The sequence below is a fragment of the Streptomyces sp. NPDC039462 genome, assembly GCF_055639375.1.
This window is the reverse complement of record NZ_JBVKAO010000006.1, coordinates 356,989-369,764: the sequence shown is the minus strand read 5'-3', so window position 1 is coordinate 369,764 and position 12,776 is coordinate 356,989. Positions and strand designations below refer to the sequence as shown.

Annotated in this window: 11 protein-coding genes; 5 read left to right on the top strand and 6 right to left on the bottom strand. The window is 72.6% G+C overall.

The features are described 5' to 3' along the window. Positions 1-122: 122 nt before the first annotated feature. The 4 genes from ACZ7LU_RS30020 to ACZ7LU_RS30005 all read right to left on the bottom strand — a co-directional run bounded on the left by ACZ7LU_RS30020 (position 123) and on the right by ACZ7LU_RS30005 (position 6,008). The gene (locus ACZ7LU_RS30020; protein WP_471918527.1) at positions 123-2,081 is read right to left on the bottom strand and encodes a TerD family protein; all 1,959 of its coding nucleotides are present in this window, start codon (positions 2,079-2,081) and stop codon (positions 123-125) included. Positions 2,082-2,164: 83 nt separating this feature from the next. Continuing rightward, positions 2,165-2,743, bottom strand: a complete 579-nt coding sequence (locus ACZ7LU_RS30015) for a TerD family protein (RefSeq protein ID WP_398307474.1) — start codon at positions 2,741-2,743, stop codon at positions 2,165-2,167. Between the two features lie 155 nt (positions 2,744-2,898). After that, positions 2,899-5,043, bottom strand: a complete 2,145-nt coding sequence (uvrB, locus tag ACZ7LU_RS30010) for an excinuclease ABC subunit UvrB (protein WP_398307472.1) — start codon at positions 5,041-5,043, stop codon at positions 2,899-2,901. An 83-nt stretch (positions 5,044-5,126) separates the two neighbouring features. Then, positions 5,127-6,008: an MHYT domain-containing protein gene (locus ACZ7LU_RS30005; RefSeq protein WP_398307471.1), complete on the bottom strand. Its 882-nt coding sequence runs from the start codon at positions 6,006-6,008 to the stop codon at positions 5,127-5,129. Positions 6,009-6,282: 274 nt separating this feature from the next. Here ACZ7LU_RS30005 and ACZ7LU_RS30000 point away from each other — a divergent pair, with 274 nt between their 5' ends. The 3 genes from ACZ7LU_RS30000 (at position 6,283) to ACZ7LU_RS29990 (ending at position 9,127) form a co-directional block, all read left to right on the top strand. After that, positions 6,283-7,185, top strand: coding sequence for a glycerophosphodiester phosphodiesterase (locus ACZ7LU_RS30000; protein WP_398307469.1), 903 nt, complete (start codon positions 6,283-6,285; stop codon positions 7,183-7,185). Between the two features lie 79 nt (positions 7,186-7,264). Then, the gene (locus ACZ7LU_RS29995; RefSeq protein ID WP_471918526.1) at positions 7,265-7,819 is read left to right on the top strand and encodes a methylated-DNA--[protein]-cysteine S-methyltransferase; all 555 of its coding nucleotides are present in this window, start codon (positions 7,265-7,267) and stop codon (positions 7,817-7,819) included. Between the two features lie 45 nt (positions 7,820-7,864). Then, positions 7,865-9,127 (top strand): MFS transporter, encoded by a 1,263-nt coding sequence (locus tag ACZ7LU_RS29990; protein WP_471145257.1) that lies wholly within the window; start codon positions 7,865-7,867, stop codon positions 9,125-9,127. A gap of 22 nt (positions 9,128-9,149) precedes the next feature. Here the strand turns inward: ACZ7LU_RS29990 and ACZ7LU_RS29985 are convergent, their stop codons facing one another. Beyond that, complete coding sequence (locus ACZ7LU_RS29985; protein ID WP_398307464.1) at positions 9,150-9,515, bottom strand: cupin domain-containing protein; 366 nt, start codon at positions 9,513-9,515, stop codon at positions 9,150-9,152. 108 nt (positions 9,516-9,623) lie between these two features. Here ACZ7LU_RS29985 and ACZ7LU_RS29980 point away from each other — a divergent pair, with 108 nt between their 5' ends. Beyond that, positions 9,624-10,535, top strand: coding sequence for a pseudouridine-5'-phosphate glycosidase (locus ACZ7LU_RS29980; protein WP_471918525.1), 912 nt, complete (start codon positions 9,624-9,626; stop codon positions 10,533-10,535). A gap of 35 nt (positions 10,536-10,570) precedes the next feature. After that, positions 10,571-11,494 (top strand): carbohydrate kinase family protein, encoded by a 924-nt coding sequence (locus tag ACZ7LU_RS29975; RefSeq protein ID WP_471918524.1) that lies wholly within the window; start codon positions 10,571-10,573, stop codon positions 11,492-11,494. Positions 11,495-11,863: 369 nt separating this feature from the next. Here the strand turns inward: ACZ7LU_RS29975 and ACZ7LU_RS29970 are convergent, their stop codons facing one another. Continuing rightward, complete coding sequence (locus tag ACZ7LU_RS29970; RefSeq protein ID WP_468560681.1) at positions 11,864-12,712, bottom strand: class I SAM-dependent methyltransferase; 849 nt, start codon at positions 12,710-12,712, stop codon at positions 11,864-11,866. Positions 12,713-12,776 lie beyond the last annotated feature (64 nt).

Sequence of the window (12,776 nt, the reverse complement as noted above, 5' to 3'; positions counted from 1 at the left end):
TCGCAGCCGGGAGTACTCCCCTCCGCTGATAGAAGAGTACGCGAAACACCAAGCATTGGTAAAGGAGATGGCAAACAGAAACCAAAACGCCTGGTCAGCGCGGTACAAAAGTCGCTTTGCCGTCAACGCCCGCCGTTGCGCCGGGCCGTGGCGACCTGCTCGAGGAGCCGCCGCAGGATCTGGCTGCCGTGCGGGACGACCGGTGGTTCGTACGTCCACGCGTGACCGACCCACGGGTCGGCGAGGTGGTCGTCGGGCACCGGCGTCAGGCGCAGGAGCGCGCGCCACAGGGGATCGAGCAGCGGGCCGTACTCCGCGGCGTCCTCACGGTCGGCGACCATCATGAGGTGCACGCCGACGGCCGGGCCCTCGTCCGCGAGATAGCGCAACTGAGTCACGGCACGGTCGTCGAAGCCGTGCGGGAAGTCGTTGACGATCAGGAGCTGCTCGGCGGTGTCCAGGTCCGGGGGCAGCGCGTCGGCGGCACCGCCGCGGACCGCCATCTGCACCAGGTCGACGCGCTGGGTGAGCTTGGCGAGCACCTCGGAGACGCCGACCGCGCCGGAGGCCGGGGGCGCGGCGAGCACCCCGGCCGTCACGAGCGGCGCGAGAGCGGGCGCGGCGGCTCCGGCGGCGTCGATCACGTGCACCTGGAATTCGTTCGCCGGATAGGCCGCGAGCAGCCGGGCCGCGTGCGCGACCGCGGTGTCGACGGCCAGCCGCCGCAGCTCGGTCGAGTCGGTGGCGTGGTTGGTCAGGGCCTTGCCGCTGTCGATCCACAGGCCCCGCTCCAGCGGCAGCCGGACGAGGAGCGGGATGCGCAGGCTGACGCGCTCGGGGAGGTGCAGATCGCCGAGGCGCAGCGCCATCGGGATCTCCATGGGCGCGCGGTAGGCCTGCCAGACGGGGCTGTGCCACGCCGCGTACGCCGGGGGGAGGGCGGGCTCGACGACCTCGGCCTCGGCGGCGAGCTGGGCGAGGTCGCGGTCGAGGGCGGCCCTGGCCCGGTCGACGAGGTCGGCGTGCTTGGCGCGGGCGGCCTCCCGGGCGGGGTCGGCCGCGCCGCCGATGCGGCTGCGCGGGTCGGAGAGGACCTTGTCGAGCTCCTGCTCCATGCGGGAGTCGGCGAAGTCGACGGCACTGCGGTACGCCGCCGTGGTGCGGGCCAGATCTTCGAACATGCCCCACACCTGGTTGTAGAGCCGCTCCTCCGGTGACCAGCCGGTGGCGTCACCGGCAACGGGCCGGGCGGCCTGCCCGGGCTGGGCCTGCGGGGCGCTGGGCGGTGGCGGCGGGGGCGCGGTGGTCGGCCGTCGTCCCGGGTGGGTGTAGTCGACGGGGCCGCCGGCGCTCGGCGGGTCGGCCGGTGTGGCGGCAGGGGTCGCCGGGCCTTGCGGCGCGGCAGCCCGGTCGGTGGTGGCCTGGCCCTGGGGAGCCGGGGCCGGGTCGGTGGCGGTCCGGCCCTGGGGTCCGGTGCGCACCCGGGTGTCGTCGGTGGGGCGGGGCGGCGGCACCGCCACGGAGCGGGCCGAACCCTGTGCCACGGCGTCGTTGATGGCGCCCGCCAGCTCGTGGGCCTGGGGCAGGCCCTGGTCGGTGAGCATCTCCGCGAGGCCCGCCGCGTACCCCTGGCCGACGGCGCGGACCTTCCAGGCGGCTTGGCGGCGGTACAGCTCCAGGGCGACGACGGCGGACTCGGCGTCCAGGTCGGTGATGGTGTAGCTGGCGATCTCGGTGCCGTCGAGCCCGGTGACCGCCACGAAGGGAGCGGCGAGGGCGCGGAAGCTGCTCGGGGCGTCGGCGCCGACGGGCAGCGCCAGCAGGACGCTGACCCGGTGGACGGTGTCCGGCAGGGCGTCGAGGTCCACGGCGAGGCGGTGGTCGGCCGCCGCCTGCTTCGACACCTCGAGGCCCGGCAGGGTGGGCGAGCCCGGGTGGGCCACCCACTCCACGCCGCGGACCCTGCCCCGGTCGTCGCCGAGCGTGGCGCCCGCCACGATCGGCCGGCCGGCCGATACGCGGATCTCCAGGCGGGTCGCGGGAAGCGGGTGGTTCTGCCCCCGCACCAGCTCGGCCGTCATCGCGTTCGTTCCCCCTTGTACGTACGGATGGTGCTCACATGCGGTCGTGCCTACATGCGGTCGTGCCTACATGCGGATGGTGCCTACAGGTGCGGCAGGATTGACGGCATCAGGTCCTGGAAGGTGCGGCCGTTGGCCGGGTTGCCGATGGCCGTCATCTGCCAGCCCGCGCCCGCGCGGTGCACCTTCGCCATGATCTGCGCGGTGTACTGACCGCCGCCGTCGAGGGTGTAGCGGGCGAGCTCCTGGCCGTTGGTCTCGTCGACGAGGCGGCAGAAAGCGTTCTGCACCTCTTGGAAGGTCTGGCCGGTGAAGGAGTTCACCGTGAAGACGATCTGGTCGATGTGGACGGGGACCCGCTGGAGGTCGACGAGGATCGCCTCGTCGTCGCCGCCCTGGCCGACGCCGCCCACGAGGTTGTCCCCGGTGTGCCGCACGGAGCCGTCGTCGCTGACCAGATGGCGGAAGAACACGACGTCGACCGGCTGCTTGTCCGCGAACAGCACCGCCGAGGCGTCCAGGTCGACCTCGCGGGTGCGCGAGCCGAACAGGCCGCGGCGCGGGGCCGCCTGCCACCCGAGTCCCATGCGCACCGCGGACAGGGCGCCCCCGTCGTCCTTCTGCAGGCTGATGGCCTGACCCTTGGTCATGTTGACCGTCACGCGCTGTCCCCTCTCGAACTGCCTGGGCAACCGCCTCTTGCGGTTGCCCAGCACCCTATGCAGTGCGACCTGCGGAGCAGCACCGCGGGACGCACTTTGTGGCGGTCTTGCAACAGACCGGGCAGTACGCCGAATCCCCTCCCCCGGGCGGCTCTCTAGGCCTGTCCCGCCTCCCTCATCTGGCGCAGTTCCTTCTTCATCTCGGACACCTCGTCGCGCAGCCGGGCGGCGATCTCGAACTGGAGGTCGGCGGCGGCCGCGCGCATGCGCTCGGTCATCTCCTCGATCTGCTGGGCCAGCTCGGCCGCGGGGCGGTCGGTCGGGACGGTGTCCGCGCCCTTCTTGCCCTTGGCCTTCGCCTTTGCGGCCGTGGCCGCCTCGCCGCCGAGCGAGGGCACCGGGGCCTTGGCGCCCTTGCCCGCCTTCGGCTTGCGGTAGTCGGAGCCGAGGAGCTGCTCGGTGTCGACCTCTTCGCGCGCGATCGCCGACACGATGTCGTTGATCTTCTTGCGGAGCGGCTGCGGGTCGATGCCCCTCTCGGTGTTGTACGCGATCTGCTTCTCCCGGCGACGGTTGGTCTCGTCGATGGCCTTCTCCATGGCCGGGGTGATCTTGTCGGCGTACATGTGGACCTGGCCCGAGACGTTGCGCGCGGCGCGGCCGATGGTCTGGATCAGGGAGGTCCCGGAGCGCAGGAAGCCCTCCTTGTCGGCGTCGAGGATCGCCACCAAGGAGACCTCGGGCAGGTCGAGGCCTTCGCGCAGGAGGTTGATGCCGACCAGGACGTCGTACTCACCGGCGCGGAGCTCGCGCAGGAGCTCGACGCGGCGCAGCGTGTCGACGTCGCTGTGGAGATAGCGGACCTGGATGCCCAGCTCGAGGAAGTAGTCGGTGAGGTCCTCGGCCATCTTCTTGGTGAGCGTGGTGACGAGGACGCGCTCGTCCTTCTCGGTGCGAAGACGGATCTCGTGCACCAGGTCGTCGATCTGGCCCTCGGTGGGCTTGACGACGACCTCGGGGTCGACGAGGCCGGTGGGGCGGATGATCTGCTCGACGAAGCCGTCGCCGCGCGAGAGCTCGTACTTCCCCGGGGTGGCGGAGAGGTAGACCGTCTGGCCGATGCGGCCGAGGAACTCCTCCCACTTCAGCGGGCGGTTGTCCAGCGCGGAGGGCAGCCGGAAGCCGTGGTCGACGAGGGTGCGCTTGCGGGAGGCGTCGCCCTCGTACATCGCGCCGATCTGCGGGACCGTGACGTGCGACTCGTCCAGGACGAGGAGGAAGTCCTCGGGGAAGTAGTCCAGGAGGGTGTTGGGGGCGGTGCCGGGGGCGCGGTCGTCGAAGTGCATCGAGTAGTTCTCGACGCCGGAGCAGGAGCCGATCTGGCGGAGCATCTCCAGGTCGTACGTCGTGCGCATGCGCAGGCGCTGGGCCTCCAGCATCTTGCCCTGCTTCTCCAGCTCGGCGAGGCGCTCGGTGAGCTCCTTCTCGATGCCGTTGACCGCCTTCTCCAGGCGCTCGGGTCCCGCTACGTAGTGCGAGGCCGGGAAGACGTACAGGTGGTCGTCGTCGCTGATGACCTCGCCGGTGAGCGGGTGGAGGGTGGAGAGCGCCTCGATCTCGTCGCCGAACATCTCGATGCGGACGGCGAGCTCCTCGTAGACCGGGAAGATCTCGATGGTGTCGCCGCGCACGCGGAAGGTGCCGCGGGTGAACGCGAGGTCGTTGCGCGTGTACTGGATGTCGACGAAGCGGCGCAGGAGCTGGTCGCGGTCGATCTCGTCGCCGACCTTGAGGGGGACCATCCGGTCCACGTACTCCTGCGGGGTGCCGAGGCCGTAGATGCAGGAGACCGAGGCGACCACGACCACGTCACGGCGGGTCAGCAGCGAGTTCGTCGCGGAGTGGCGCAGGCGCTCGACCTCCTCGTTGATCGAGGAGTCCTTTTCGATGTAGGTGTCGGACTGCGGGACGTACGCCTCGGGCTGGTAGTAGTCGTAGTACGAGACGAAGTACTCCACCGCGTTGTTCGGGAGGAGCTCGCGGAATTCGTTCGCGAGCTGGGCGGCCAGTGTTTTGTTCGGCGCCATGACGAGGGTGGGGCGCTGGAGCTTCTCGATCATCCACGCGGTGGTGGCCGACTTGCCGGTGCCGGTCGCGCCGAGGAGGACGACATCCTTCTCACCTGCGCGGATGCGTCGCTCCAGCTCGGCGATGGCCGCCGGCTGGTCACCGCTGGGCTGGTACGGACTGACGACCTCGAAAGGTGCCACCGTGCGTTCGATCTTGGATACGGGCCGCATGGAATCAACCGTACGACCCCGCACTGACAACCGGGCCGGATCGGCCGCCCGGCGCCGGCCGGGTCACCGGTGGCGCGGCCTGCTCACCAGTTCTGCGGGGAGCGGGAGCCGGGGCGGGTGCGGGGCCTCGGCCGGGTCCGGCGGCGGGCGGGCACGTGCCGGTCGCCGGAGCGCGGGACGGGGTAGGACTGCCGGGCGCGGCCGCCGTTCGCGGGTTTCCTGACGTCCGCCTGGCCGCCCATCACCATGAGCGGGTCGAACATCACGATCACGCCCGCGAGGAGCAGGAAGGCGAGCGGCCCGATCATCATGGGCGCGAGGATCTCGGCGGGCGAGTCGCCCGGCGGCGTGGCGCCCGACTCGTGCAGGTGGACGCTGAGCCCCGCCATTCCCATGTAGTGCATGCCGCTCACGGCCAGGCCCATGACGAGGCTGGCGCCGAGGCTCCACAGGATTCCCCTGACCTGTCCCGCCGCCCAGAGCGCGGCGGTCGCGGCGGCCATGGCGATCACCACGGAGGCGGCGACGGTCAGGGTGTCGTACTCCAGCGTCCCGCGAAGACGCATACCGGCCATTCCCAGGTAGTGCATCGAGGCGATGCCGAGGCCCGTGATCGTTCCGCCGGTGAAGAGGGCGGTGCCCGTGGCGCCGCGGTAGCCGACGATGAAGATGCCGATACCGACCATGACGATGGCGACGGCGAGACTCGCGAAGGTCAGCGCCTTGTCGTAGTGGATCGGGGCCTCCTCCACGGTGAAGCCCATCATCGCCACGAAGTGCATGGTCCAGATGCCGGACCCGATCGCGGCCGAGCCGAGCGCGAGCCAGCCGGGCCGCCAGGAGTGCGCGACGAGCAGCGATCTGGTCGTGCAGCGCAGGCCGAGCGCGCCCCCGAGGCAGGCCATGAGATAGGCCACCACCGGTGTGACGACTCCGTAGCTGAACCCGTCGACCGTGCCCTGCATGCGCGGTAGCCCTTCCGCTTTTCGTGCCCAAATGCCATGAAACGTGCCATATACCCCCTACCGTCGGTCATATGAAAGACCGTCGGCTGAGGCAGAGAGTAAAGCTCACGCCGGGACGTTCGAACGATTTTCCGGCAAAGAATCGCTTTCCCCACGCGCGGGGTCCTCGTCTTTGATGACTCCGTTCAACCTGTGGCCATCCTGCACCTGTTTCCCGTTGGCAGAGGACTGTCACTCTCGACCGGTCCGCGATCACACGACGCGAGGAGTACCCGTGTACGCACGTGCTGCCGCCACCACCGTCGCCCTCCTTGGAGCCGGTGCACTCGTCCTCCCCACCGCCACCGCCACCGCGCAGCCCCACACGGCCCCCACGGCATCGAGCTCCGCCCGGCACGACAGGCCGCTGATCGTCGCCCACCGGGGTGCCTCCGCGTACGCTCCGGAGAACACCCTCGCGGCCATCGACAAGGCCCGCGCCATGGGGTTCCGCTGGGTCGAGAACGACGTCCAGCGGACCAAGGACGGCGAGCTGGTGATCATGCACGACGACACCCTGAAGCGGACGACGAACGTCGAGGAGCTCTTCCCCGACCGCGCTCCGTGGAAGGTCGCGGACTTCACGGCGGCGGAGATAGCGACACTCGACGCGGGCAGCTGGTTCGGCCCGGAGTTCGCCGGTGAGCGCGTGCCGACCCTGAAGCAGTACATGCGGCGGGTGTCGCACAACCACCAGAAGCTGGTCTTCGAGTTCAAGAAGCCCGAGCTGTACCCGGGGATCGAGAAGCAGGGCCTTCAGGTACTGCGCAACGAGGGCTGGCTCGACCGGCGCCACGTCAAGAGCAGGCTGGTCATCCAGAGCTTCAGCGCGGACAGCGTGAAGACGGTGCACAAGCTGCGGCCCGATGTGAAGACCGGCTTCCTCGGCACCCCCGCGGTCGCCGACCTGCCCGCCTACGCGCGGTTCGCCGACCAGATCAACTCGACACACACGTCCATCTCGGCCGACTACGTCTCCGCGATCCACGATCTCAAGGGCCCGCACGGCAAGCCGCTGGAGATCTTCACGTGGACCGTCAACGACGCGCCGAGCGCGGTGCGCGTGGCGGGCTTCGGTGTGGACGGCATCATCACCAACAAGCCCGACGTCGTGCGCAAGGCACTGCGCGACGACTGACGGGCGCCCCTGCCGCCGACAGGCGCCCGACCGCCGTCGTCCGGCCGCGTTGTCAGTGGCCGGTCGTACGGTGGTGGACATGAACGCCACTGCGCAGGACCGGCGTGCGGCCGTGTGGGCCGTCGTCGACAGCGACATCGGTCCGCTGCTGCTCGCCGCGACCGGCGAAGGGCTCGTCACCGTGGCCTTCCACGCCACTGAGGCGGTGCGCGACACGACCCTGGACCGGCTCGGCTCCCGCCTCGGCGCCGAGCCGGTCCACGCGCCGGACTCCCCCCTGCTCGCCGAGCCGATACGCCGGCTCGCGGCCTACTTCGCCGGCGAGCGGCGCGACTTCGAGCTGCCGCTCGACTGGTCGCTGATATCCGGCTTCAACCGCCAGGTGCTGCGCGAGCTCGCCACCACCGTGCCGTACGGCACGGTGGTGGGGTACGGCGACCTCGCCCGCCGGGTCGGCAGCCCCCGCGCGGCCCAGGCCGTGGGCCTCGCGATGGGCGCCAACCCGCTGCCGGTCGTGGTGCCGTGCCACCGCGTGGTGGAGAGCGACGGCGGCATCGGCGGTTTCGGCGGCGGCCTGGAGACCAAGCGGCAGCTGCTGGCCCTGGAGGGCGTGCTGCCGCAGCCGCTGTTCTGACAACTCCCCGTTTCCTGTAAGGGAACGTCCTGGCACACTGCGTCAGTGACCTCGACCCTCGACGCCCCTGACATACCCGGGCCGGAGGCGCTGCCCGCCCTCCGCCGCCGTACGAACGCGGTACTGATCGCCAGTCAGATACTGGGCGGGCTCGGGGTGCCGATCGGCATCGCCCTGGCTCCGATGCTGGCCACCGACGTGAGCGGCACGGAGGCGCTGTCCGGTCTCGCGTCGACCGCTTCCGTGGCGGGCTCGGCCCTGCTCTCGCTGCCGCTCGCCGCGGTGATGAACGCGCGCGGGCGGCGGGCCGGACTCGTCCTCGCGTACGTGATCGGCGCGCTGGGCGCCGGGATCGTCGTGCTCGCCTCGGTCGTCGAGAACTTCACCCTGCTGCTGCTCGGCATGGCGGCCTTCGGGTCGGGTTCGCTGGCCACCCTGCAGGCGCGGTTCGCCGCGGCCGACCTCGCCGAGCCCGACCGGCGCGGCCGGGCGATCTCCCACGTCATCTGGGCCACCACCATCGGCTCGGTGCTCGGCCCGAACATCTCCGCGCCCGCGAGCCGGTTCTTCACCGGCACCTCCATTCCCGAGGCGGCGGGACCCTTCCTCGTCGCCGCCGGGATCTTCGCGGCCGCCGCACTGGTGGTGGCGGTGCTGCTGCGTCCCGACCCGCTGCTCACCGCCCGCGCGCTGGCCCCGCAGGACAGCGGGACCGCGCAGAGCCGCTCGCTGAAGGCAGGCCTCGCCGCGGTGGCCGCGTCGCCGATGGCCCGGCTCGCCCTGGTGACGGTGGCCGTGTCGCACACGGTGATGGTCTCGATCATGGTGATGACGCCGGTCGACCTGGGGCACCACGGCGCGAGCCTGCAGCTGGTCGGCCTGGTCATCAGCGGCCACATCGCGGGCATGTACGCGTTCTCGCCGGTGATGGGCTGGCTCGCGGACCGGTTCGGCAGGCTCTCCGTGATCGGGCTCGCGGTGGGGCTGCTGTGCTGTGCCGCGCTGCTCGCCGGCACGGCGGGGCCGAGCCACGGCCAGACCGCCGCCGGGCTCTTCCTGCTGGGCCTCGGCTGGTCCGCGGGGCTGGTCTCCGGCTCCGCGCTGCTCACCGACTCGGTGCCGCAGCCCGCCCGGGCCGCGGTGCAGGGCCTGTCGGACCTGACGATGAACGCGGCGGCGGGCATCGGTGGCGCCGCCGCCGGTCTCGTCGTGGCACGGGCGAGCTACGGCTGGCTCAACCTCCTCGGCGTCTGCGTACTGCTGCCGATGGCCGCGCTCGCCGTCCGCAGGGCGGTCAAGAAGGCCTGACCGCGCACCGCGGTGCCGGTGGTCACGGGAGCGTGATGTGGTACGCCTTCCGCAGCGTCTCGTGCACGGTCCAGGTGGTGCGGTCGCCCTCGCGCAGCACGGCGGCGTCGCCCGGGCCGACCTCCAGGGTGTCGCCGCCCTCCACCTCGACGGTGGCGCGGCCGCTGACGACCACGAACAGCTCGTTGGCCTCGGTGTCGGTGACCACGCCCGGCGTGATCTGCCAGATGCCGCGCAGCTGCTTGCCGTCGGCGGACTCCCACAGCACCTTGCCGGTCACCACCGGGTCGCCGGAGACGATCTGCGCCGGGTCGAGCGGCTCGGCCTCCAGTTCGACATCCGGAATGTGCACGGCAAAAGACGCAACAGTCTGATCATTCGTGGTCATGGCCGGTCACCCTAGCCGGGGGCCGGGAGGCCGCTCGCGGGCGGGGGTTTGACGGCAGGCGCCGCCCGCCAGGGATGAGGGGAGACCCGACAGGCAGGAGGCAGGCCCGTGCTGGTGGTGTCCGACGAGGTGCAGACGGCTGTCGCGGAGCGACGCCCCGTGGTGGCCCTGGAGTCCACGATCATCGCGCACGGCCTGCCACGCCCGCGCAATCTCCAGGTGGCAGGGGAACTCGAAGCGGTCGTACGGGAGGAGGGCGCCGTCCCCGCGACGATCGCCGTGCTGGACGGGAAGCCCCGGGTCGGCCTGGACAAGGGGCAGTTGGACCGGGTCGCGAACGAGGACGGCATCCGCAAGCTGGGCCACCGGGATCTGCCGCTCGCCGTCGCGACGGGCGCGAGCGGGGCGACGACGGTGTCGGCGACGGCGCTGCTCGCCGCGCGCGCGGGCGTGCGGGTGTTCGCCACGGGCGGGCTCGGCGGCGTGCACCGGCAGTGGACGCAGTCGCAGGACGAGTCGGCCGATCTGGGCCTGCTCGCCCGCACGCGGCTCACGGTGGTGTGCGCGGGCGTGAAGTCGATATTGGACGTGGCCGCGACGCTGGAGCGCCTGGAGACGCTGGGCGTCGCGGTGGCGGGGTTCGGGACCGACCGCTTTCCGGGCTTCTATCTCGCCGACTCCGGGCACCCGGTGGACTGGACGCTGCACACACCCCGGGAGGTCGCCGAGGTGATGCGGGCTCAGGACGCGCTGGGCGGGCCGGAGTCGGCGCTGATCGTCGCCAACCCGGTGCCTCGCGACGAGCAGCTCGATCCGTCGCTCCACGCGCGCGTGCTCACCGAGGCACTGGAGGCGTGCGAGGAGCGGGGCATCACGGGGCAGGCGGTCACGCCGTTCCTGCTGGGCGAGTTGGTGCGGCGCACCGGGGGCGCGTCCCTGGAGGCCAACCTCGCGGCCGTCCGCGGCAACGTCCGGCTCGCGGGGCGGATCGCGACTGCGTGGGCCGGGCGGGCCCGGTGAGGAAGCGGGCGGAGCCGGTGAGGGAGCGGGCGACCGTGCCCTCGGGCTCCGGTGGCCTGCTGGTCGTCGGGGACGTCGTCACGGACATCGTGGCCCGGCACCGTACGGCGTTGGCGCCCGGCACCGACACGGCCGCGGACATCCGCACCGTGCCCGGCGGCGCGGGCGCCAACGTCGCCTGCTGGGCGGCGTATCGGGGCTGCCCCGACGTACGGCTCCTCGGGCGGGTCGGCGCCGACGCGGCGGCGTGGCACGAGGCCGCGCTCACGCGCGCGGGGGTGCGGCCTCGGCTCGTCGTCGATCCGGGGGCGCCCACGGGGACGGTGATCTGCCTGGTGGACGGCGGCGCCGGGGGTGAGCGGACGTTCCTCACGGACAGCGGCGCCGCGCTGCGACTCTCCCCCGCCGACTGGTCCCCCGGCCTCCTCGACGGCGTGGCCCTGCTGCACCTGTCCGGCTACCTGTTCTTCGCCGAACCCGGCCGGGCGGCGGCCCGCGCGGCCCTCGCCGCCGCCCACGCGCGCGGGGTGCCGGTGACCGTGGACCCCGCGTCGGCGGGGTTCCTCGCGGAGTCGGGCGTGGAGCGGTTCCTCTCGGCGGTGGACGGGGTGGCCGTGCTGCTGCCGAGCCGGGACGAGGCCGAGCTGCTCACCGGGCTCCCCGACCCGGCGGAAGCGGCATCGAAGCTGAGCCACCGGTTTCCGGCCGTGGTGGTCAAGCTGGGCGCCGACGGGGCGCTGGTGGCGCGGGACGGACGGGTGCTGGTCCGCGTTCCCGCGGTGCCCGCGCGCGTGTGCGACTCGACGGGGGCCGGCGACGCGTTCACCGGCGCGTTCCTCGCCGCGCGGCTCGCCGGGGCGGAGCTGGGCGAGGCGGCGGCGGAGGGGTGCGGGGCCGGGGCGCGGGCGGTGGCACTGGTCGGCGGCAGGCCTCCGGACCCGACGTCGTCGACAACCTGAGGGCCTGTGCCGTCCCTCGGACCGGGCGGCCGCCGCCTGGCACACCGCCGTCCCGGCCGAGTGGCCGCCACCTGACACACCGCCGTCCCAGCCGGGCGGCCGCCGCCTGGCACGCCGCTGTCCCGGGCGGGTGGCCGCCGCCTGACACACCGCTGTCCCGGCCGAGTGGCCGCCGCCTGACACACCGCCGTCCCGGCCGAGTGGCCGCCGCCTGACACACCGCCGTCCCGGCCGGATGGCCGCCGCCCGGCACACCGCCGCCCCGGCCGAGTAGCCGCCACCTGACACACCGCCATCCCGGCCGGGTTCATGACACAGGCTCGGGCAACCGCCGCGCCCTCCGCAGGCCTTGTTCCGCCCGTGCGCCGGTTACGCCTTCCTCCCCCACGCCGAGATCAGGGGCGGGGCCGCCAGATCCAGGGCGCCTGTCGCGATGTCGGTGAGGTGCTGGTCGATGTCCTCGGGCGTGGCCAGGCCCGCGGCGGTCAGTTCGGGGCGGAGTTGCTGGAGCGTGGCGGTCTCCAGGGCCGCCGAGGCCGGTGAGGCGAGCGGGAAGTACGCGTCGGCCTCCACCCGGCGCAGGCCCGCCTCGCGCAGCAGCCGGGGCAGCCCGCGCCCGTACGCCACGTCGGCGCCGCGCTCCGCGAGCAGTGCGCACACCGCGCGGCGCAACCGGTTCGCCGACTCCTGGGCGGGTCCGTACTCGTCGGGGCAGGCCAGCGGCTGGAGCGCCGGGTCGGGCTCCTCGATGAGGAGTCTGCCGCCGGGCCGCAGCGCCCTGTGCATCGACGCAAGGGCCCGCTCCCGGTCGGCGACGTCGGCCAGGACGAGCCGGGCATGCACGAGGTCGAAGCCCCCCGCGGGCGGCGGATCGGCGGCGACGTCGTGGATCCGCACGTCGAGGGGCGCGCGCGCCGCCCGCGTCTGCCACGACGTGTCGATGTCGGTCGCGAGGACCCGGCCGGTGGGACCGACCCGCCTGGCGAGCCAGGAGATCACGGAGGTGCCGCCCGCCCCGACCTCCCAGCAGCGCCACCCCGGGCCGATGCCGAGGCGTTCGATGTGCGCGAAGGTCGTGGGGTCGAAGAGGGCGGCGAAGGCGTCGGAGCGCGACCGCGCCTCGGACTGGCGGGAGGCGGAGAGCTGCCGGTGCTCGGCGAGCTGCTGGGGGCCGGGGTACCGCCGGGGGTCGAGAAGATGACCGTCGATGTGCGTCATGCCGCGATCATCCCAGTTGTCCCGCTTGGTCCCGGGAGGCAGAACCGGGCAATCCGGAACGGAG

What these genes read in the sequence shown, in the direction of transcription:
- ACZ7LU_RS30020 (WP_471918527.1), bottom strand. Translation starts at nt 2,081, where the DNA reads ATGACGGCCGAGCTGGTGCGGGGGCAGAACCACCCGCTTCCCGCGACC.
- uvrB (WP_398307472.1), bottom strand. Translation starts at nt 5,043, where the DNA reads ATGCGGCCCGTATCCAAGATCGAACGCACGGTGGCACCTTTCGAGGTC.
- ACZ7LU_RS30005 (WP_398307471.1), bottom strand. Translation starts at nt 6,008, where the DNA reads ATGCAGGGCACGGTCGACGGGTTCAGCTACGGAGTCGTCACACCGGTG.
- ACZ7LU_RS29995 (WP_471918526.1), top strand. Translation starts at nt 7,265, where the DNA reads ATGAACGCCACTGCGCAGGACCGGCGTGCGGCCGTGTGGGCCGTCGTC.
- ACZ7LU_RS29985 (WP_398307464.1), bottom strand. Translation starts at nt 9,515, where the DNA reads ATGACCACGAATGATCAGACTGTTGCGTCTTTTGCCGTGCACATTCCG.
- ACZ7LU_RS29970 (WP_468560681.1), bottom strand. Translation starts at nt 12,712, where the DNA reads ATGACGCACATCGACGGTCATCTTCTCGACCCCCGGCGGTACCCCGGC.